Source organism: Variovorax sp. 10N420, from assembly GCF_056394705.1.
Genome location: NZ_JBFTIJ010000008.1, coordinates 175,181 through 195,160, shown reverse-complemented (window position 1 = coordinate 195,160; position 19,980 = coordinate 175,181). Strand labels below are relative to the sequence as shown.

Genomic DNA, 19,980 nt, shown 5'->3' with positions numbered 1-19,980 from the left:
CCACGAATTCACAGGAGTTTCCCTATGGCCAAAGAACTGGCTCACGCCTTTGCCCCCATGTTGAAAACCTTCAAGACCGCGTCGGGCAAGGCCGGGAAGTACTGGTCTCTCAAGGAACTGGCCAAGCAGTACCCGAATGTCGAAAAGCTGCCGGTCTCGATCCGCATCGTGCTCGAATCGGTCCTGCGCAACTGCGACGGCCAGAAAGTGACGGCGGAACACGTCAGTCAGCTCGCCAACTGGGCGCCCAACGCGGAGCGCACCGAGGAAATTCCCTTTGTCGTGACGCGGGTGGTTCTGCAGGATTTCACTGGCGTGCCGCTCCTGGCCGATCTTGCGGCCATGCGCAGCGTGGCAAAAACGCTGGGCAAGTCGCCCAAGACCATCGAGCCGCTGGTGCCGGTGGATCTCGTGGTCGACCACTCGGTCATGGTGGACTACTACGGTACGCCGAAGGCGCTCGACCTCAACATGAAGCTCGAGTTCCAGCGCAACAACGAGCGCTACCAGTTCATGAAGTGGGGGATGCAGGCCTTCGACACCTTCGGCGTGGTGCCGCCGGGCTTCGGCATCGTCCACCAGGTCAACCTCGAGTACTTTGCGCGCGGCGTCTACAAGAGTGCCAGCGACCACGGCGATCCCCCCGTGTACTACCCTGATTCCCTGGTCGGCACCGACAGCCACACGACGATGATCAACGGTATCGGCGTGGTCGGTTGGGGCGTGGGCGGCATCGAGGCCGAGGCTGCGATGCTCGGCCAGCCGGTCTACATGCTGACGCCGGACGTCGTCGGCTTTGAGCTCACCGGGAAGTTGCGCGAGGGCGTGACCGCTACCGATCTGGTGCTCTACGTCACTTCCATCCTGCGTGGCGAGAAGGTGGTGGGCAAGTTCGTCGAGTTCTTTGGCCCGGGTGCTGCATCGATAGGGGTGCCGGACCGCGCGACGATCGGCAACATGGCGCCAGAATACGGCGCGACCATGGGCTTCTTTCCCGTCGACGAGATGACGGTGGCCTATTTCAAGGGCACCGGCCGCACCGACGAAGAAGTCGAGCGCTTCGAGGCCTACTACAAGGCGCAAGGGCTTTTCGGAATGCCCGCGCCTGGCGCGCTCAACTACACCAAGGTGGTGAAGCTCGATCTCGGCACTGTGACGCCCAGCCTCGCCGGCCCGAAACGCCCGCAGGACCGCATCGATCTCGGGCACCTCGCCACCAAGTTCTCCGAGCTCTACAGCAAGCCCAACGAGGCCAACGGATTCAACCTGCCGGCCGATACGCTGAACGTGCGCTATCCCCTGACCACGAATGGCGAAGCAGGCGAACAGGACGTCGACCCCACGCCGGGCTCGCCTCGGCAGAATCTCGAAATGGTGGCAAACCGGACCACGCGGGAAGCTGCACACATTGGCGACTCGGCGCCGACGAACCCTGTGGGCAAGGTCACGATCGGCAACGGCGACGTCCTCATCGCTGCGATCACGTCTTGCACCAACACGTCCAATCCGAGCGTGCTGCTCGCTGCCGGACTGCTCGCCAAGAAGGCGGTGGAGGCCGGTCTTACCGTCGAGCCCCACGTCAAGACTTCGTTGGCACCCGGCTCGCGCATCGTCACCGAGTATCTGGAAAAAGCAGGGCTGCTGCAGTACCTCGAGAAACTGGGCTTCTATCTTGCGGGCTACGGATGCACGACCTGCATCGGCAATGCGGGTGACCTGGCGCCGGAGATCAACGAGGTCATCACCAAGAACAACCTTGTCGGCGCCGCGGTGCTGTCCGGAAATCGCAATTTCGAGGCACGCATCCATCCCAACATCAAGGCCAACTTCCTGGCGTCGCCGCCATTGGTGGTGGCCTATGCGATTGCAGGCAACGTGATGGTCGACCTCATGACGCAGCCGGTCGGCAAGGGCCACAAGGGGAAGGACGTCTATCTGGGCGACATCTGGCCGAGTGCGAGGGAGATCGACGAGAACCTGGCCTACGCGATGAACGCCAAGGCCTTCCGCAAGAACTACGAGCAGATCAAGGAGAACCCCGGCAAGCTGTGGAGCAGCATCAAGGGCACGACCGGGCAGGTCTACGACTGGCCAGAATCCACCTACATCGCGGAGCCGCCGTTCTTCGAGGGTTTCAAGATGGAGCCGCACGCGACCGACGCCGGCTTTACGGGCGCGCGCATCATGGCGCTCTTCGGTGACTCGATCACTACCGACCATATTTCGCCGGCGGGTTCCATCAAGGAAAGCTCGCCGGCCGGGATCTGGCTCAAGGCGCACGGCGTGTCGAAGGCGGACTTCAACAGCTACGGTTCACGCCGGGGCAATCATGACGTGATGATGCGCGGCACCTTCGCGAACGTGCGCATCAAGAACCTCATGATCCCGGCCGGGCCCGACGGCTCGCGTGAAGAGGGCGGGGTGACGCTCTTCCAGCCGGGCGGCGAGAAGATGTTCATCTATGACGCCGCCATGAAGTACATCGCGCAAGGCGTGCCGACGATCATCTTTGGTGGCGAGGAATACGGCACCGGCTCTTCGCGTGATTGGGCGGCCAAGGGCACGCAACTGCTCGGCATCAAGGCGGTGGTGGCTCGCAGTTTCGAGCGCATCCACCGTGCCAACCTGGTCGGCATGGGCGTACTGCCGTTGCAGTTCCGCGGCGCTGATTCCTGGGAGAGCCTTGGACTCACTGGCGAAGAAAAGATCGACGTGGTGATTGGTGGCGAACTCAAGCCGCAGATGGACGTCAAGCTTGTCGTGCATCGCTCGGACGGCAGCCACCAGGAGGTGACCGTGCGCCTGCGCATCGACACGCCGATCGAGGTGGACTACTACAAGCACGGTGGCATCCTGCCATTCGTGCTCCGGCAACTGCTCGCGGCCTAGATCGCCAGAGCGGGGACGGGCGCTTTCGGCAGCAGACGTGCCGTGAAGTGTGGATCCTTGTAGTAGCGGATCTTCTCGCACATCACCGGATGAGGAATGCCTTCATAGAGGAAGACTTCCTTGTCCCGGCCCATCGCTTTCAGCTCCTGCGGAAGCATGAGTGCGCGCCGTTCCTCGGATTGACCGCGTGAAACATCGCCGCGGCTTCGCGTGAGGTTTTCCTTGCGCACAGTGGTGTAGCCGAGCATTTCCGAATAGTCGTTGGCGTCCTGTTGCTCGCGTGGCGCATACACGATCTGCAGGGCGTGGTTGGTGATCAAGGTGCGGGCGACTTCCTTGCCATAGGTGGCGTCGAGTTGAGCCACGCTCTGGATGATCGGCAAAAGGCGGATGTTGTAGCCCGCCATGTATGAGACGGCGTTGGCGATGATGTCCACCTTTCCGATCGAAGTGAACTCGTCCATCAGCAGCAGGCATTGGTGCTTCAGGCTCGGATTGTTCTGCGGCAACTCCCTCGTGTTGAGATTGATGAGCTGGCTGAAGAAGAGATTCACGATGAGCCGGCTTTCCGCCAGCTTGTTCGGTTGGATGCCGATGTAGATGGTCATCTTCTTGCGGCGCAAATCGGTCAGCAGAAAATCATTGGTGCTGGTCGCCGCATCCAATACCGGATTGATCCACGCGTTGAGTGGCTCCTTGAATGAGCCGAGGATCGAAGCGAAAGTCTCATCGGCTTGTGACAGCAGATTTGAAAACGCAGCCCTGGCGTTCTCGCTGAGAAAGGCTTCATTCGACAGCGACTCGTAGTACTTGCGCAGGTCGGTGCCGTCGCCCGAGGAAAGCCGGTACACGGAGCCTAGCGTCGCATTTGCTTGCTGCGGCAATCCATGCATCGCCTCGAGGGCCAGTTTCTCGACCAGGTACAAAGTGAAAGCCATGAAGGCATTGCGAGACTGGCTGACCCAGAACTTCTGGTCGTCGGAGCCGTCTGGATAGAGCATCGCTGCGATGCTCATCAGGTCCGACACACGGAAGGCTGGGTCATTCGAAACGTAGCTCAGCGGGTTCCACCGATGTGTGCGCCGATCTTCCGCAAACGGGTTGAACAGAAAAACTTCCTGGCCCTGACTGGCTCGCCAGCCGCTTGTGAGCTCGAAGTTTTCCTGCTTGATGTCCAGGACCACCACCGACTCCTGGTAGTCAAGAAGATTCGGAATCACGACCCCGACGCCCTTGCCCGACCGCGTCGGCGCGGCCAGGATCACGAACTGCTGCCCGCCGAGCCGGATCAGCCTTTCCTTGAACTTGCCGACAAGAATGCCGTTGCTCGACGGTTTGAACATGCCGGCTTTGTTCAGGTCGCCCGCTTCCGCGAAACGCGCATCGCCGTGAATGGACGGCGGCTTTTTCCTGGCGAGCAGAAGCAAAGCGCCAAGCCACGCAACAAGCGGAATTCCGAAGCCCGCGTAGCCGGCCCATCTGACGCGGTCGACATAGGGTCGCATCTCCGGAAGGTCGAGCGCGCGGACGTAGCTGAGGTAGGTGTTCCACTGGAGCGCGTCGGTGCCGAGTTGGAGCAACATCAGCACGATGAAGCCGGACAAGTAGCTGGCGGCCACGGCAACTGCCAAGGTCAGGCCGATGGCCCAGCACCATTTGGTTTTGCTCACGGCTTAGAGCGCGCGCGAAGCGCAATGCTCGCGAGCGGGCTGTTGCGCCACTTGGGACTGCGTGATCGCTGCGAGTTGCTGATGCTCTGTCGTCCGATCCAACGCTTGCGTGCTTTGAGCGACTGATGTGTTGAGTGCCTCGACCGTCGGCACGCTGGCGACGCGTTTGAGTGCCGAATCCAAAGCGCCCTGCACCACGAACACCTTAGAGGTGTCAGTGCTGAGCACCACGTGGTCGATACGGCTCATTCCGTGCTCGCGTGCGGTGACCACCAAGGCAGCCGCCAGGTTGTCGCTGCGCGAATCGGGCGCGCGGCCGACACTGGCGTCGAGCTTGTGGACGCCGCTGAGCGCCTGCTTGAACAGTCCGTGATCGGAATGCGTGGCGCTGTCGAGTTGAGCGACGGCAGGAGAGGGGGCCACGTGCGCTTGCCTTTTGTCCTGGAGCGATGCATCCAGCTCGGCGAACGTTTGAGGGCCGACAACGCCGTCTGCCCTCAGTCCATGATCGTGCTGAAAGGCCTTGACCGCGTGGCGAGTGTTTGCGCCAAAGTGGCCGTCGGGCTTGAGTGCATTTCCGTGCGCGTCGGTGTAGCCGAGCGAACTGAGTCGGCACTGGAGTTCGTGGACGGCTTCTCCGCGAGCGCCGAGTTGTACGGTGGCTTGTGAATGCGCGACGGTTGAGGCAGAAATGAGCACTTCACCGCCGGTGAGGCTTGCCATCAACTCGGGAGTGAGCTTGTTTTGCCACTCCGCAAAGCGCGCCTTGCGTTCCGCCAGTCCGGTTTCGCCGTTGTTGATCACATGCGTGGCGTTGGTGACGTCTTCTGGTGCGACGCGGTGCACGTACCGATTCCAATACCAGACGGCGATCTTCGAAGCGTTTTCCGGCTCGGCAGCCAGTTGGGGCTTCTCGACAAGGTCGAGATTCAGCGCCTGACCCGCTTCACGGTAATTGTCCTTGCCGGTCAGCTGTATGTACCCGCGGCCCCTGTACTTGAATCCATCCCCGGGATCGTTGTTGCCCATGCGACCGCTGTACATGAGCTCCGCCAGTTTTTCGGGACTGCCTTGCAAAGCCTCCTGGCGGGCGGTTTCCAGTGCTTCTGGTCCCTTTCGCAACGCGGAGAGAACGGTTATTTGCGCAATGTTCTTCGTGTAGCGAAAGCCTTCCTCAAGGCGCTTGAGGTCGCTGGATTCGAAGGTCACCTGAGCCATGAAGTTGGCCAATTCCTTGGGCACCTTGATGCCGGCAGCTACGGCATCGAGCATCAACTGGGTTTCTCGATTAGTCGTCATTCACTCCCTCTTTTCTTCTACTTCTATCGAGCTATGCGCGCGCCTCCTCGAAACCGAGGAGGGCAATTCATGGCAGCGTCACCTGCGGCAGAGTCGACGAATCGAAGTCGGCGAAGCGCACGATCCCCAATTTCTCGTCTGTCAGAGTGAGTTCAATGGCGCTGCCATCGATCGAGTCCTTGACGCCGCGTTGGACTTCCTCGATCAACCAATTGCCTTGCGCTGCGGTGTACTTGAATGTGTATCTGTTCCACCAGTGGCCGCGCGATCCGCCTTCCGTGACCAACGTAAATCCGCCCTTGTCGATGCGCGCATAGCCGAAGGGATCGCCCGCAAGGCCGCCGCATCGGTGGCAAAGAACAATCTTGTCGTTGCGAGCTGCAACTTGCAGGTGGCCTTGGGCATTGCGGATCGCCAGCAGCACCGTTCTTGACGGCCCTTGCCCAGCCATTTCGTCGGTACTTGGTGGATCAAGGACGATCAGGGCGTCGAGCCGACCATCGCCGTTCAGGTCGCCCACCTGCGAATCCAGAATGCGCATCCCGTCCACTTCGAAGACCTGCAACTCGTCCTTTGTGGACTGCTTGGCCGGCGCAATGGCCGAAGAGATCGCCTTTTCGGCGTCGGATGTGCCAGGGTGAGGTGTAGCGGCGTTGGAGCTGCTGCCGCTGCAGCCCGCGAGCGCCATACAGAATGCAAGCGTCGTGACGTGAGTGATTTTCTTCATGCTGAAATTTGTTGACTGATCAATGTTGGAAAGGAGTGGATTGAGAATCGCCGCTGCCCTGCCACTCGCCGCTGGAGATCGCTTGCGGGCATACACGGATGTATTGCTGAAGGGCCTGGTAGTCCCGTGCCGTCCAGGGGCGTCCGTATGTGTTCGGCGGGTCGCACATCCCAGTTGGAAGCGAGGTACCCGTCGCTGGGGAAAGGGGTATCCAGCACGCGTTCGCAATGATCGGTTCGTACCCGTGCTGACAAAACACAAACGGATCATTCGCGCGAAATTGAAGTGGCTCATAGAACTCGCCGAAGGCGGGAAAGGCGGGGAAGGCGGAAAAGGTCAGGCTCAGCGCCAGCAAGCCGATTTGATGTTTCGTCCTTCGCTTCGGCCTCATGCCGCCGATGAGTCCTCGAGAGGTGTCGTTCGTTTCTCTCCTCATGCAATGCCCTACATCGCGAGCGCAGCGCCGGAACGTTGCTGGTCTTGCGAGCGCGCTTCGATGAGACGGTCTTGCTGGCGCAGGGCGCTTCCCAGTGACGCGGTGCTCTGTGCAATGGGCATGTCGAGTGCTTCGATCGTCGGCACATTCGAGATCTTCTTGAGCGGCGAATCCAATGCGCCCTGCACAGCGAACACTTTCGAGCCGTCGGTGCTCAGCACCACGTGATCGATTCGCTTCAAGCCATCGTTGCGCGCGGCCGCCGCGAGCGAGGCAGCCAGATTGTCGCTGCGCCCGTCTGGCGTTCGGCCGACTTTTGCGTCCATCTGATGCACTCCGGCTTGTGCTTGCTTGAACAACGAATGATCGGGGTGAGCTTGCTGATCCAGTCGAGCGCTCGGTGCTCCGGTCATCGCGTCATACAAGCCGGAAGCGCCATCGCTCACCAGCTGTACGGTTTGCTGCCCTACTCGTTGGGCGACACGCACATGCTGTGTCAGCCCGTCAACCACGAGCTGCCCTGTCACTGCCAGTCCGGCATCGATGGCCTGCGCCCTGAGCTTGACCGCAGGGTCGAAGGGATTCAGCGCGTGTAACGGGGAGTGGGCCCGATTGGACACCATGGCCACGTCGACGCGGCTCTGCCCCACGTCCTTGTGAAAGTGCCCGATCGCACCTTGATGGGCACGGGCCCGCGCTTCGTTCACTGGATTGATGATGGAACTGCCCGTGACGTCGTTCCCGGGCAGAAAGTTGCTCATCTTGTGCGCTGACAAATCAGTGGCGAGGAATGGATTGGTCGGCAGATGCAACCCGGTTTCAAGGTAGCGCCCCCGTTTCAGGCTCTCGACGTCTTGCGGCGTGGCATAGATGCGGACCTCGCCGAAATGTGGACTGCCCGCCCCGACGACGTCGGTGGCGCGCACGTGGTTCACGATGCCGGGATACTGGCCGTTCACGTCAACGCCGTGGTCGTGGAGATTCGTTAGGCTCGCGGGACCATAAGCATTGAACGTCTCGGCTCGCAGGCCGTGCTTGGCGGCGGTGATCTGGGCCAAGGTGCCGCCTAGCGAGTGACCCGTGACGGTAATTGCGAAATGGTCAAGACTGGCGGCTTGCGTCCTCTTGGCGGTGTCGATCGCATGCTGGGTAAACGCCATTGCATCGTCAAGCTGATTGTTGTGCCCCAGAACGGCCATGCCAGCGTCGGTAACCCCATCCTTGATCGATTCGGAGCCACGATGCGCGATCACCACGACGCCAGTGTCCACGCGCTGATAAGCCGTGCCTTGGTAGCCGGAGGGGCGATCAGCGGCAGCGATGATCTCGTAGGAGACATCATCTATCGAAACTGTTTCACTTAGGAGGGCGGAACGATCTTGGTAGGCGTCATTCGCCAGCGCTGCATGCTCATGAGTGCCGGTGGTCATTCAAGGATCTCCTTTGCACTCAACATGGCGGTGAAGAACTTGCTTGCGTCATCGGTGATCCAGCGAGACCGCGGTGTGCCGCCCATGGGGATATCTCCATCTCTCCCATAAATGTCTTTGGGAAAATATGTGAGCTCCGATGCTTGCGCAGATATCTTTTCCCCGGAAATGCCAGCGCTGAATGTCACTCCGCCGGCTCTCATTCCGATGCTCGCGTACTTCATCGTCCAGTGACACATTCCAAGCCCGAAGTAGTCTTCGCTCAGCAGCAGATCCAGATACAGCGTGCCTGTGTAAGTGTTGTCGCCAACGCGGGATAGAGAGAACGGGACAGGAGCCAAGGGTGGGTGCCTGGAGCCGGAGATGGGGTGCTCCGGTGCGCACCGCTCATTTGCAACTTCGTACTGCATGAGCCCTGTCACGGATTCGAACGGCCCGGGCGCGTCGTCAATGATCAGCGTGATCTCGTAACCCATCTTCGGATTCGGGTTGTGCTTGATATCGGGTTTCTTCATGGATGAATTGCAGGCCGAGGTGAAGAGCGCGAGGAGTACGAAGGCTCCAGCAAGACGTGATTTCATTTTTCTTGGATCTATTGCAGGCGCACTGCGAGGCTGCAAGCGCTGTAGAGGACTTTGCAGGAGGCTTCTCCGCATTTGGCAATGGCGTTGGCTTCTGCTGTTTGCAAGGCCGGCGCGCGTGCATAGCCAGCTCGCTCTGTGCTCGTTGCGGCGGCAACGCATTGATCGCGGTAGGACATGACGATCTTGCAGTCCTGGGAACCATCCCTCGCGCATTCCATTAACGCCATTTGCTCCGCTTTGGATTCGGACTCCTCATCAACGGAAGCGGCTCCCGATCTCGTCACTGCGTCTGTGGCGATCGCGCCGTAGCGGGACGCCCACGCGACACGCGGCTGCGGTTGGGAATCGCCGTAGCCGGGAATGGCTTGGCAAATGGGGAAGACGGCGCCAGGGACGCTCTGTTGCCCCACCATCCGCTGGCCTGGGGGGCACGGGCCCTCCGCCCAGGCCATGGGGATGCAAGTTGCGCCCAAGAGGGCTAGCAGGGTGAAATTCCTTAGTAGTTTTTTCATATGAGTTCTCTTGCGTTTCCAAGCCGGCTGGCCCCTTGCTTGATGGCATCGGGTTGAGGGGAGACTGGGGCCATCGGTCGTGTTGGCGACACCTTGGAAGGGGGCGAACGATCGCCGTCGTCTGTTACGCTTTGAGCAGGCAGCGCACCGCCCTGCGGAAGTCGCCCTTGCGCCATGGCCTGCGCGCCGCGAGCAGCCCCGCCAGCACCCACGCTGCCGAAGGCCGAATACGACATGAAGCTCCCCAGCGTCCCCTGAAAAAACGCCGCTGCCATCGGAGGGGCACTCACGATCAAGGTGGTGAGAATCAAGCCCAGTCCCCCTTGCTGCAGTGCCATCGAGGTGATCCCCTCGCTCGCGGCCGACGCCCCTCCGAAGCCGCCGATGTCCGCCAGCATTGCCGCCTGCTTCGTGAGGAACGCCAGCGCGACGGACTGGACCACGTTGTTCGCCAGCCCCACCATGAAGCTGAGCACAGCCAGTGAGAACACGGTGCCGATGCCATAGAACAGCCACTTGCTGAACAGCGACTTCGTCTGCTCGAACAGCAAGCACACGATGAACAGCGGCCCGAAGCCCACGAACAGCGCGATCGCGATCTTGTTGAGCAGCAGGATCGAGCCGCCAACGAGGGCAGGTCCGGCAATGCCGATTCCGGAGAACCACTTCGCGCGGTCCTTGGCGCTGTCCACGGAGGGGTCGCCGCCGCTGGCGAGTGCGTCGATCGTGGAAAGCATCCCCTGCATGTAAGCGAGGTTCTTGTCGATGCTCTGGTAAGGACTCTTTGAGTCGTTCGAGACCAGCAAGGTGATGGCGCTGGAAGTGCCGTCGGTGAGCGTCCAGTACAGCGAAGACGAGAGACTCGCCGCGCTTGTGGCAATGCCGATCACGAGCGTGGCCTTGAGCGCATCCCCCACCAACGCCATCATCGGCTGCCGCGTTCGCCCCGTGACGATGCGAAAGCCCTGGAGCATGATCCACACCGTGAGCAGCACCAACCCCATCCCGCCCACGAGCCGCGCCGTGCTCGTCAGCAGATTCCACTGAAAGGTATTGATCTCGTCACGGAGGTAGTCGTTGATCAGTTGGAAGAAGACGAAATTGCTGATATCTGGAGTGGGCATGGGGTTTCGTGCTGTGCCTGGGAATTGCGTGCTTGCGTGCTACCGCTCGATGCTCAGAGTTCGCTGCCCAGGCTCGCTGGCATGCCGGGAGAGATTCAAGGCCGCCTTGAGCGCGGCGCCGCCGGCAATCCCGCTGACGATCGAGCCGATCATTCCGTCGAGGCCGCTGTTGACGGATTTACCGCTCGTGGCGGCATGTGCCTCGTTGGTGATCTGTCGATTGAGGTAATCGATGCGCGACCGATAGGCGTGATTCACGGACTCCATCTGCTGCTGGTCCAGCGCAATGAGTGTCTGCAGAGCAATCATCTGGTTGGTGTTGTCCTGCAGCCTGCCGAAGTCGGTGGCTTGAAAGGAAAGGCGTGCGTCGACCAGATCCTTCAAGCGCTGATTTCGAGTCGCGCTGTTGTCGAACATGACCTTCATGTACATGTAATGGGCGTTCCTCGTCCTGACCAGCTCGGTGCAGAAGGCCTGCTGGGAAGCCGCGATCTGGTCGCATTGCTCCGCGCCCAGATCCAGTGACAACATCACCCAGGGTTGCTTCGGATCCTCTACGCGCAGGCCCGGCGAAGCCGCTGCATTGGGTGCGCCGAGTTCAAGACGCTTGTTGAGACTGTCGAGGTTCTTGTTGATGCTCGCGCCGCCGCCTTCGGCCCGGCTGCCCAGTTGCTCGTTGGTGCTCTCGAGGTTGCGGTCGATGTCGTCAAGCTTCTTCTTTGCTTCTCCGAGCGTGCCGTTGGCCTCCCTGTCGACGACGGACCACTGCGCATTAGCACTGGGTACGAACCAGGCGAAGGAGAGGATCAGCAGCGCATGAAAGCCAGGGCATCGCGCCAGCACGCGGTTAAAGATTCGAGAGAACATGTCAGCGTTCCTTGATGGTCAGCGACCATCCTCCCGATGCAAGTCGGGCTGGGCCACGCCGCTGCCCTTGCGCCTGCGGTTGAATGTCTGCAGCCACTGCTCCGGCCTCAAGTCGTTCACGGCCACGCCTTCGGCAGCGGCACGCTCGCGCAGCACGCTGTGCATGATTTCGATGTTGTCCGTAGACGCCGAGATGACTGCCAGCGCATCGTCCATCCCGCGCAGATCGAGTTGGCACACGGAAGACGTGTGCCCCTGCTTGACCAGGAACCGGCGCGAGCGCTCGTCAAGGCTCACGACGACCTGGTATTCGGCCTCAGTGAGCTTCAACCCATCGATGTAGTCTTTGCGGCTTGCATTGGGGTTCGGGAGCAGGATCATGGTGGCCGTCTGCTCGATCAGCGAAGCCGCGATGTCGCTCGCCAGCGCGTCTTCAGGGCTTTGCGTCGCAAAGATGCCGAGACCGTTCTGCTTGCGGATGGTCTTCTGCTTGTTCTTCGCGAACTCCTTCAGACCGCCCTCGCCAGCGAGGATCTTCCAGAACTCGTCCATCACATAAATCAGCCGACGACCGTCGATCAGCGCTTCGAGCCGATGCAGCAGATAGTTGATGACGGGAACCCGGACTTCAGGGTTGTCGATGACATCGGTGTAGTCAAAGCCGATGATGTTGGCCCGATCCAGGTCGACGCTGTCCACCGGGTTGTCGAAAACCCAGCCCAGCGAATTGCCTGCGGTCCACTTGCGCAGGCGCATGAAGATGCCGTCGTCGCCCATGTTGGGAAGGCTCTTCTGGAAGTTGCTCATGTTGCGCAGGTGCAGGGGCGTGTCGAGCATGTTCTCGACCGCACGAAAGATGTCTTCTTCTTCGCGTGAGCTGTAGACCGATTTGCCAGCCAGCACCTTGATGAGGTCCGACAGGAAATGAAGGTTGGCCTCGGTGGGTTCGCAATGGAAGGGGTTGAAGCCAGTCGGCATTCCGTTTTCGAGCGCGAGGTAGTTGCCCCCGCATGCGCGAACGAAGATCTCCGCGCCCCGGTCCTTGTCGAAGAAGAAGATGGTCGGCGACGGTTTGAGCTTCTGCACCTGGCTCAGCAGGAAGTTGATCAGCGCCGTCTTGCCGGTACCTGATTTGCCGATCACCATCGTGTTGGCGATGGCCTTCTCGCCCAGCGAGTTCTCGCCGGGGTGCGTGGCATGAAAGTTGAAGTAGTAGGGCTGTCCGTTCGTCGTCTGCAATGTGGTGACGCAGTCGTCCCACGGGTTTCGGCTCTTTTTGCCGGACGAGAAGTTGTGCAGCGGCGAGAGCCCGAGAAAGTTCAACGAGCTGACGTTCGCAAGGCGGGTACGGAACTTCCAGTTGCCCGGAAACTGCGCATAGAACGCGGCCGTGACGGCGAGGTCTTCCTTCACCGAAACGAAGCCCGCATTGGAGAGTTCAGCCCGCGCGGTGGCGATGTGCTGGGTCAGCGCGGATTGGTCCCGCGCGAAGATCGCAATGGTGAAGTGGTACTCGCCAAGCACGAAGTTGCCGGATGAGAGTTGGTCCATCGCCTGGTCCATCTCCACAATCTGGCTGACAGCTTTGTCACCGGAGGAAATCATCATTCCCTTGGTTCGCTCGAGCGACTTGAGCGCGTCGTGCCGCCCCATGGGACTGAAAGAGTGCGTGATGACGTACTCGAAATCGAGATACTTCAGCCCGTTGAGGATGCCCGGGTAGGTGCCGTTCGGGTACTCCTTGATGTTGAGAATGGCCCCGAAGTGATTGGCGCTGTCCGGTGTGGTGAGAACGAAATCGCCGGTCTTGGCGGAGAAACGTTGTCGGCTGACGGCCAGATAGCGATAGACCGGCGCCTGAAGCACGGGCACAGATTCATCGATGTGGTTGAGCAAGTACCCGAAGAACTCCAGCGTTTCGGAGAACACCCCGCCGTTCGTGGCTTCGTACATGCCAAGGCGCATGGGTGCGTAGTCCTTGAGGACCGCTTCGACATTGCCGGCCAGCTCGTGCACCTTGCCGATGGCCTGCTGCTGTTCGGACTCCAGCCGCGGCAGGTCGCTCGACTTCTCCGCGAGGCGCTTTCCACCCACTATCGGGCGGTAGATCATCGTGAGGTAGAGCTCGTTCTGCATGAGCTTCTGCGCCGAGAGCGCGCCGTAGTACGCATCGGACAGCGACTGGTTGAACGTGTGCTCGAAGCGGCTCGCATCCGTGATGGCCCGGCGTCGGCGCAAGTCGTGAACCCAGAAAGCGACGTTGACGAAGTCGGGCGCGCGCAGCGTCTGCAGCATTCGGTTGAATGTGTTGTGACGGTGTTCGAGTTCCCACTCTTCGCGCCCGACGAATGGCAGCCCTTCAAGGCGCCAGGTCAGGAGGAAATCGCCGCCGGTGGTCTTGACGACTGTTGGCGAGACATGGGTGGACAGCGAAATGAACTCGCCGATGGCAGTGTCTGGGCTGAAGGGGGGCTTCGACATGGTCAGCTGTCGTCCCTTGACTGGCCGCGATAGCTGTTGGGCGTGAAGACCCACATGCCGCCGTGATGCTGGATGTTCCGCGCCCGGAGCCGAAACTGCAGCCGGAGTCCCAGCAGCCGGAAGATCATTTCGTCGCGCCTCGCCATCTGGCGCATGACGAGGATCACCGGCGGGATCAACAGCAGATAGAAGAGATTGAAGTACATGGCCAGCAACATGCACCCACCTGCGCCCAAGAAGAAGGGCACGTAGGGCACACCCAGGAACATGGGCGGCCTCGTGCAGCCGCGAAACATCGGGTTCTCAAGCATGCCGGGCCAGCAATTGCACGGCTGAGGCCAAGTGGTCCAACGCAGGCGTCCAGATGCTGGATGTGCCGGTGGAACAGGCGTTGCTCCCAGAGCTGGTCGAAAGGAACATCTTCGCGATCTGGCTCGCCGCGCCGATCAGGATCGCGCCGATCATCACCGGGGCGACATCCGAAATGCGCTTGTGCGCGAAGGCGATCTGGTAGCCCGAGAAGATGACCGCAATCGTGACGACGACGACTGACGCTGCGTTCAGCAAACTCAGAATGCTCCCGAGGAAGCCGCAGGTCGTGCTGAGTGCGTCGGTGCCGCCGACCTGTGCTGCCGCGAGCCCAGGGACAAGCAACGCTGCGACCAGCGTCGTATCGATGAGCGTACGCAGCTTGGCCCTGTAGGATGAAAGGGCAGTGCGGCCGGTGATGTGTTGAACTTGCATTTCAGGTTTCCTCTCTGGTTGAATCAAAAGGCGGTCTGCGCCGCTTGCGGGTTGTGGCTGCTGTCGGCGAGCCGATCAAAAGACAAATGCGCCATCCTTGGCGCCGGTGCCTGGGTCGGATCGTTCGTGGCGAGGCGCCGAATTCGCGGGCCCATCGCCCAGTCCGCGCACGTTCGGCACGAAGATGTCCGAGGCGCTCGCAGGGCTGTCAGGGGCTAGGCTGCGGATCGCGATTCGGTCGGACGCGACTGAAGCGCGAAGCGCCATGTCTGTTTTGCCGCTGGAAGAAGAGGGCGCTGCGGGACGAGCGGTCGGTCGCACCGGAATCGCTGCCGGCGACGTTTCGTTGTCGCGGACCGTACTGCCGCGACTGATCGAGTCATAGACCTTGCGCACGTAGCCGTGCTCGAATCCCGTCACGAAATTGCCGGAGTAGTAGCAACTGAATGCCTTGCCCCAATCGCCACCAGCGCTTGCGTGGCAGTCGGCGAGGATGCGAGCGCCGGCCGCAAGGTTGGAGCACGGATCGAAGGCCTTCTCGTGCGTATCGAGTCCTTGCTTGTCGAGGTTCGCGCGATTGACTTGCGCGATGCCGACGGAGAAGTTGTACCCCTTGGCCTCCAGCATGCGCGCCGTGGCCACCGCTTCGTCAAGGTTCTTCGGTTGCCGTGCGAGCCGTCCGCCGACGACGCCGATCGCGAAAGGGTTGGCGCCCGATTCGACCTCGACGACGTGGCGCATCACGCTTGCCGGAACCGCAAGGTCCTGGCAACTCATCATTTCAATTCCGGTCAGCACAGCGCGTTCTCCCTTTTTTTGTTCGTTGCAACGCGGTGGCTAAGCTGTGTGGGGTGGTGACATTCGATCCGGGCTGAAATCGATCCCGGTGATGTACCGCCGCCCGGCGTGTGCCTTGATGTGCACGACGATGTCGATGGTCATCATGAGAAGGCGCTTGATGGTGGCGAACTCCAGGCCGGAGCCTTCGGCCGAGGCCTTGACCATCAGGGCGAGCTGGTCCCAAGTCTGGTCGGTACTGCCCGCATGGCAACTGGTGATGGAGCCGGGGTGCCCGGAAGCGCAATTGCGGATGAAGTAGAAGGATTCGTCGCCGCGCAGTTCCGCCAGGATGATGCGGTCGGGCTTCATGCGCAGGCAGGCCTCCATGCAACTCTTGGCCGTCACATTGCTGGTGCTCTGCCCGCCCTTGGCGTAGAGCAGGTGCACGGCGTTGGGCTGGTCGATGAAAAGCTCGCGGGCGTCTTCGATGGTCACCAGTCGTTCTTCTGCCGGGATATGGTGGACCAGCGATTTCATGAACGTGGTCTTGCCGCTCCCGGTCGCACCGGAGACCACGATGTTCTTCTTGCCGAGAACAGCCTGGCGGAAGAAGTCGGCGTAGCGGCGCGCCGTTCGCAGTTCGAGCAGGTCGCGGTCCTGGTCCGGGATGCCGTCCGGGTCTTCGAGGATTTGATCGAAAAATCCGTCTTCCTCGTACTGGGCCAAGGTCTTCATTTGCCTGGAAGGCAGCCGGATGGTGATCGAAATGGTGCCCGCTTCGCATGCCGGCGGGATGACGAATTGCGCACGCTGGCCGGTCGGAAATGTCAGCGACACCACCGGATTGGCGTCGGTGATTCGCTGGCCGGTATTGCTCTCGTTGACGACAGCAGTGCAGAACTGCAATGCGCGGGCCAGGGTCAGGCCGGGCACCTCCTTGCGATGCCAGCCTCCGCGGCTTTCGAGATAGAGCTCGCCTGGACGGTTGATGCAGATTTCAGTGACGTCCGACGAGGCCATGTAGTCCTGAATGCCAAGGACCTCGTACTGATAGCTCAGGAATTCGTTCGAAACGGCGGCTACGCGTTCGTCGCTCATGGCTTGTGATCCGGTCATGGCGGCGTCTCAGTAGCGAGCGACCACGCCGCTGAAGTCCACGTTCTTGGCGACATAGACATTGACGACAGTGCCCTGGTGAATGGTCACTGTTGCGGGGCGATTGGCCGCACGCCGGACGGCTTGCGTCGCAATGCTTTGCAGTGTCTGCGCGGTGTTGCTTTCGAAGGGCGACTGCACTGCGACGCCGCCGCTCGCCACTGTCGTGGTCGTGGGACCGTATTGGGCGGCGGCGTACTTGAATGCGTCGCTGAAGAGGCTGATCAGCATTGCGGAGCCGATGCGCGCTCCCCAATGCTCATCCAGGTGGCCTGAATGGCCGGCGCCGCCGAGGCTGTCGACACCCGGGCTCGCCATGTTCACGTCAATGCCGGTGGGGGTCACGATGCGGTCCCAGATGACGGCTACGCGAGGACCGTTCGGCTCGGTGTCGTACTTGCCGAGCACCTTGGAGCCCTTCGGCAGCAACATCCGTTTGCCGCTGAAGGAATAGACGGGTTCGGTAACGACACATGAAGTGAAGCCAGGAATGTCGGTCACGACATGAGTCTCGAGCACGCAACGGATGTAGGTTCCGCGCAGCATCAGCGTGTCGGGACGGACGAGCGGCTCGGCGGTGGATGCCTGTGCCAATGCCTTCGCCGGGTAGGCGCTGTTGGTCGGCGCGCCTTGATCGGAGCCTGTTCCACCGAACTGGCCGGCGATCGCCTGGGCCGCAGGCGACGAACGCGGCCGCGCATGATCGCCGCCGATGTCCACCGCGCTCGAGGTCTCGGCCGACTTGATGCGCCGCTCCATCAGCGTGAGTTGATGCGGATGCATTCCTTGCGCCGGCGTGGTCATCGGTGATGGCGGAGGCAGCGCCGGAAGTGGCGGTGCCAGTGCTATGGCTTCCGCCTGGCGTCTCGCCACGGAAACCGGTGGCAGTGCTGGTTGCGGAGCCGCAGGGACGGTGACGGTTTCTTCGCGCGGTTTTTGCGGGCTGTCCTTGCGCTGGAGCACGCTGTTGAACATCCACAGCGCCACGGTCGCAAGAAGCACGACGATGCCGGCCAAAAACCCCAGCGCACGCCGGTTCATGCGACGCAGCTCGCTGCTCTTCAGTTCAGGCGCGGCAGCATCGAGGTCGGGATGGACGGGCTGCTCAAAGCGGTGGAAATAGGGATTGGCGGGGGCGGCGTTGTCGCTCGTCGGAGTCTCGTCGTGGTTCACTTGGCGGTGTTCCTTCTGAGGCCGACGACGTTCTGCTCGTGGCGAACGATCAGGAACGGATAGGTGCCGTGGACGACGATGGTGTTGCCTTCGACCGTGGTGTTCACGACGGAGTCGTCTCCGTGCTCGACCTCCCGCATGTAGATCGCAGGGAAGTTCCCGGTGGGGAACTCGGTCATGTCGCTCATCTTCACGTAGGTGAATCGACCATCGTCATGGACGCTGGCGGGGATTAGCCAGGGCGCGGCGCTGTTGCGGGTCGCGTAGTCGTAGTCGAAGTTGTAGGTGCGGTTCTTCACCAGCGAGGTATTGAGCTCCGGCGCCTTTTCGGCTTTGACGACCTCGTTCGAAAAGCTCGCATCCGACGGATAGCCGAACTTGATCTTGTACTGGACACCCGCGGCGCGCGCGGATTCCAGAGTCGTCCAATCGGTGGCGACGACCTTCAACTCGAAGATGTAGGAGTGGGTCTCCGTACGGATCATCATGTTGGTGTCGACATCGACGTTCTTGGGCTTCAGATAGAAGACGTTGTCGCGCCTCATCAATTCCCAGCCGCTGCTGAATCCAGTGCTGTAGTCGAGGACCTTCTCGCTGGGACTGAGCTCGATCTGAGTGGTGATGCCCAGACCCGCACGCACCGGATAGATGCGGTCGGCCTCGTATTGGTAAAGCTGCACGGGCTGCGCGCAGGCGTGGTGCGTGGCAAAGGCGACGATGACGCAGGCAAGAACCGGCAAGGCGGGTGACTTCGAGCGTTTCATTGGCGCTGCACTCCGTCATCAGGCGTGCCGTAGCCAGCGGGTGGGGGCGGAACCACCAGTTCCGATGGAGGACTGATTTCATCGGCACCGAATGTCACGGGCGACGAAACTCGCGCTTCTATTGGCGGTGCAGACGCGTAGTCGTTGTCGACCCGGTAGCTGGTGACCTGGAACCCAAGCGGGTTCTCGATGCGGTGCTGGTCGTCCATCTTCAAGTTGGGCTTGTAGATGAACTCCATCGTCGCGACCTTGCTGTCGAAGGGGCGGCTGGCGCCGGTCTGCTTGTCGAAAAGGCTGCGCTGGAAGCGCACTGTGGCGCCCTTGGGCACGGCATCGGCGCCCGCCTTGAGCAGCACGATGCTCAAGATCTTCACGCGTATCGCACGATCCTTGCCGTGGGTCTTGTACGGGCTGTCCGGATTGAGGGACGAATGCAAGCTGGTATACGCGGCAGCGACGCCAGGCGACGACATCGTCAGGACCGTGGTCCAGTCGCGCAGGTTCGTCAGCGCCAGATCGTAGGACTCCCGCCCCAGAACGAAGTGCGCAACATTGCTGCGATTGATGGCTTCGCTCGCCGTGATGCGCTGGTTGACGATGTCGTCGGTCAGCCGGGCGACGGTGCTGGTGCCGGTGTACGCGTCGGCCATGACGAGGAACGGCACCTTTTCCTTGAGCGGCAACATGTAGAAGTAGCCGCCGGCGAGAAGCAGGGCCATCACCATCGCGCCGATTGCGACGCCCCATGCACGCCGCTCGCTGCGCCGGGCGATATCGGCAATGGTGAGTTCGAAATCCACGGCCTTTGAAAGAGCCTTCTCGATCTTCGGCGAAACGATTTTCCTGTTGGGCATCAGCAGGCTCCTCCCTGGCACGCAGCGCCTCGGTCGTTGGTTGGATGAACCGCCGGGCGCGCCGAAGTGCTTGCCTCCGGCTGCGGATCGCTTCGGGTATCGCTAGCAGACTGGACGACGATCTGCTTGCTGTCGGCCGTGACGGAGACGCCTTGCGATGCGTAGACCGCGCTCAGTTCGGCTGCTGCCGTCTGGATCTCGGTCGTTCGGATCCCAGCGACAGGCGTGAAGAGCGTGAAATCCGAGCCGAGCCGGTAGGACAGCTTGAGCCCGGTGTCGCTTGCCCACCGCTCGAGCATGGCTTTGAGGGTGGCGTCGATCGGCGTTGCGTAGTACGTGTAGGTTGGAGACAGTGGAATCTCGGCTGGCGTCTCGCGGAACCGATTTACCGGTCTCCAATCGCCACCGAAGTCCGTTGCCGGAGGTGTCGCACAAGCAGCAATGGCAAAGACGGCGGACAGGGCTGCGCCGCCTCGCAGGGCACGCTTCAT

18 protein-coding genes are annotated in these 19,980 nt (G+C 61.2%); 1 reads left to right on the top strand and 17 read right to left on the bottom strand.

From position 1 onward, the window contains the following. Nucleotides 1-24 precede the first annotated feature (24 nt). Nucleotides 25-2,889: an aconitate hydratase gene (locus AC1DEK_RS21290; RefSeq protein WP_478127268.1), complete on the top strand. Its 2,865-nt coding sequence runs from the start codon at nucleotides 25-27 to the stop codon at nucleotides 2,887-2,889. Here the strand turns inward: AC1DEK_RS21290 and AC1DEK_RS21285 are convergent. The 17 genes from AC1DEK_RS21285 to AC1DEK_RS21205 all read right to left on the bottom strand — a co-directional run bounded on the left by AC1DEK_RS21285 (nucleotide 2,886) and on the right by AC1DEK_RS21205 (nucleotide 19,980). Beyond that, a complete protein-coding gene (locus AC1DEK_RS21285; protein ID WP_478127267.1) occupies nucleotides 2,886-4,559 on the bottom strand; it encodes a type IV secretory system conjugative DNA transfer family protein in 1,674 nt (557 codons plus the stop codon). The genes AC1DEK_RS21290 and AC1DEK_RS21285 overlap by 4 nt on opposite strands. Nucleotides 4,560-4,562: 3 nt before the next feature. Continuing rightward, entirely contained in the window at nucleotides 4,563-5,858 is a 1,296-nt protein-coding gene (locus tag AC1DEK_RS21280) for an XVIPCD domain-containing protein (protein WP_478127266.1), read from the bottom strand. 67 nt (nucleotides 5,859-5,925) lie between these two features. After that, nucleotides 5,926-6,585 carry a hypothetical protein gene (locus AC1DEK_RS21275; protein ID WP_478127265.1) on the bottom strand — a complete coding sequence of 220 codons (660 nt, stop codon included), beginning with the start codon at nucleotides 6,583-6,585 and terminating at the stop codon, nucleotides 5,926-5,928. Nucleotides 6,586-7,029: 444 nt separating this feature from the next. Beyond that, the gene (locus tag AC1DEK_RS21270; RefSeq protein ID WP_478127264.1) at nucleotides 7,030-8,451 is read right to left on the bottom strand and encodes an XVIPCD domain-containing protein; all 1,422 of its coding nucleotides are present in this window, start codon (nucleotides 8,449-8,451) and stop codon (nucleotides 7,030-7,032) included. Then, on the bottom strand, nucleotides 8,448-9,032 hold the full coding sequence (locus AC1DEK_RS21265; RefSeq protein WP_478127263.1) for a hypothetical protein: 585 nt from the start codon (nucleotides 9,030-9,032) through the stop codon (nucleotides 8,448-8,450). Before AC1DEK_RS21265 ends, AC1DEK_RS21270 begins: the two co-directional genes overlap by 4 nt. Nucleotides 9,033-9,043: 11 nt before the next feature. Then, nucleotides 9,044-9,448 (bottom strand): DUF4189 domain-containing protein, encoded by a 405-nt coding sequence (locus AC1DEK_RS21260; protein WP_478127369.1) that lies wholly within the window; start codon nucleotides 9,446-9,448, stop codon nucleotides 9,044-9,046. A 95-nt stretch (nucleotides 9,449-9,543) separates the two neighbouring features. Beyond that, the gene (locus AC1DEK_RS21255) at nucleotides 9,544-10,671 is read right to left on the bottom strand and encodes a TrbL/VirB6 family protein (protein ID WP_478127262.1); all 1,128 of its coding nucleotides are present in this window, start codon (nucleotides 10,669-10,671) and stop codon (nucleotides 9,544-9,546) included. A 39-nt stretch (nucleotides 10,672-10,710) separates the two neighbouring features. Beyond that, nucleotides 10,711-11,538 (bottom strand): hypothetical protein, encoded by an 828-nt coding sequence (locus AC1DEK_RS21250; RefSeq protein WP_478127261.1) that lies wholly within the window; start codon nucleotides 11,536-11,538, stop codon nucleotides 10,711-10,713. A gap of 18 nt (nucleotides 11,539-11,556) precedes the next feature. Then, on the bottom strand, nucleotides 11,557-14,019 hold the full coding sequence (locus AC1DEK_RS21245) for a VirB4 family type IV secretion/conjugal transfer ATPase (protein WP_478127260.1): 2,463 nt from the start codon (nucleotides 14,017-14,019) through the stop codon (nucleotides 11,557-11,559). A 2-nt stretch (nucleotides 14,020-14,021) separates the two neighbouring features. Next, the gene (locus AC1DEK_RS21240) at nucleotides 14,022-14,315 is read right to left on the bottom strand and encodes a VirB3 family type IV secretion system protein (RefSeq protein WP_478127368.1); all 294 of its coding nucleotides are present in this window, start codon (nucleotides 14,313-14,315) and stop codon (nucleotides 14,022-14,024) included. Nucleotides 14,316-14,322: 7 nt separating this feature from the next. Beyond that, a complete protein-coding gene (locus tag AC1DEK_RS21235) occupies nucleotides 14,323-14,763 on the bottom strand; it encodes a TrbC/VirB2 family protein (protein ID WP_478127259.1) in 441 nt (146 codons plus the stop codon). Nucleotides 14,764-14,838: 75 nt separating this feature from the next. After that, a complete protein-coding gene (locus tag AC1DEK_RS21230) occupies nucleotides 14,839-15,543 on the bottom strand; it encodes a lytic transglycosylase domain-containing protein (protein ID WP_478127258.1) in 705 nt (234 codons plus the stop codon). A 57-nt stretch (nucleotides 15,544-15,600) separates the two neighbouring features. Further along, on the bottom strand, nucleotides 15,601-16,659 hold the full coding sequence (gene virB11 / locus AC1DEK_RS21225) for a P-type DNA transfer ATPase VirB11 (RefSeq protein ID WP_478127257.1): 1,059 nt from the start codon (nucleotides 16,657-16,659) through the stop codon (nucleotides 15,601-15,603). Between the two features lie 9 nt (nucleotides 16,660-16,668). Then, a complete protein-coding gene (locus tag AC1DEK_RS21220) occupies nucleotides 16,669-17,871 on the bottom strand; it encodes a TrbI/VirB10 family protein (protein ID WP_478127256.1) in 1,203 nt (400 codons plus the stop codon). Then, a complete protein-coding gene (locus tag AC1DEK_RS21215; RefSeq protein WP_478127255.1) occupies nucleotides 17,868-18,635 on the bottom strand; it encodes a TrbG/VirB9 family P-type conjugative transfer protein in 768 nt (255 codons plus the stop codon). Before AC1DEK_RS21215 ends, AC1DEK_RS21220 begins: the two co-directional genes overlap by 4 nt. Beyond that, entirely contained in the window at nucleotides 18,632-19,489 is an 858-nt protein-coding gene (locus tag AC1DEK_RS21210) for a VirB8 family type IV secretion system protein (protein WP_478127254.1), read from the bottom strand. The genes AC1DEK_RS21215 and AC1DEK_RS21210 overlap by 4 nt, the downstream gene beginning before the upstream one ends. Beyond that, complete coding sequence (locus tag AC1DEK_RS21205; protein WP_478127253.1) at nucleotides 19,489-19,980, bottom strand: hypothetical protein; 492 nt, start codon at nucleotides 19,978-19,980, stop codon at nucleotides 19,489-19,491. Before AC1DEK_RS21205 ends, AC1DEK_RS21210 begins: the two co-directional genes overlap by 1 nt.

Excerpts from the sequence above, each read along its gene's own strand:
- AC1DEK_RS21205 (WP_478127253.1), bottom strand. The coding sequence starts at position 19,980 with ATGAAGCGTGCCCTGCGAGGCGGCGCAGCCCTGTCCGCCGTCTTTGCC.
- AC1DEK_RS21245 (WP_478127260.1), bottom strand. The coding sequence starts at position 14,019 with ATGTCGAAGCCCCCCTTCAGCCCAGACACTGCCATCGGCGAGTTCATT.
- AC1DEK_RS21250 (WP_478127261.1), bottom strand. The coding sequence starts at position 11,538 with ATGTTCTCTCGAATCTTTAACCGCGTGCTGGCGCGATGCCCTGGCTTT.
- AC1DEK_RS21235 (WP_478127259.1), bottom strand. The coding sequence starts at position 14,763 with ATGCAAGTTCAACACATCACCGGCCGCACTGCCCTTTCATCCTACAGG.
- AC1DEK_RS21270 (WP_478127264.1), bottom strand. The coding sequence starts at position 8,451 with ATGACCACCGGCACTCATGAGCATGCAGCGCTGGCGAATGACGCCTAC.
- AC1DEK_RS21275 (WP_478127265.1), bottom strand. The coding sequence starts at position 6,585 with ATGAAGAAAATCACTCACGTCACGACGCTTGCATTCTGTATGGCGCTC.
- AC1DEK_RS21265 (WP_478127263.1), bottom strand. The coding sequence starts at position 9,032 with ATGAAATCACGTCTTGCTGGAGCCTTCGTACTCCTCGCGCTCTTCACC.
- virB11 (WP_478127257.1), bottom strand. The coding sequence starts at position 16,659 with ATGACCGGATCACAAGCCATGAGCGACGAACGCGTAGCCGCCGTTTCG.
- AC1DEK_RS21230 (WP_478127258.1), bottom strand. The coding sequence starts at position 15,543 with ATGATGAGTTGCCAGGACCTTGCGGTTCCGGCAAGCGTGATGCGCCAC.
- AC1DEK_RS21210 (WP_478127254.1), bottom strand. The coding sequence starts at position 19,489 with ATGCCCAACAGGAAAATCGTTTCGCCGAAGATCGAGAAGGCTCTTTCA.
- AC1DEK_RS21260 (WP_478127369.1), bottom strand. The coding sequence starts at position 9,448 with ATGGTGGGGCAACAGAGCGTCCCTGGCGCCGTCTTCCCCATTTGCCAA.
- AC1DEK_RS21240 (WP_478127368.1), bottom strand. The coding sequence starts at position 14,315 with ATGTTTCGCGGCTGCACGAGGCCGCCCATGTTCCTGGGTGTGCCCTAC.
- AC1DEK_RS21290 (WP_478127268.1), top strand. The coding sequence starts at position 25 with ATGGCCAAAGAACTGGCTCACGCCTTTGCCCCCATGTTGAAAACCTTC.
- AC1DEK_RS21280 (WP_478127266.1), bottom strand. The coding sequence starts at position 5,858 with ATGACGACTAATCGAGAAACCCAGTTGATGCTCGATGCCGTAGCTGCC.
- AC1DEK_RS21255 (WP_478127262.1), bottom strand. The coding sequence starts at position 10,671 with ATGCCCACTCCAGATATCAGCAATTTCGTCTTCTTCCAACTGATCAAC.
- AC1DEK_RS21215 (WP_478127255.1), bottom strand. The coding sequence starts at position 18,635 with ATGAAACGCTCGAAGTCACCCGCCTTGCCGGTTCTTGCCTGCGTCATC.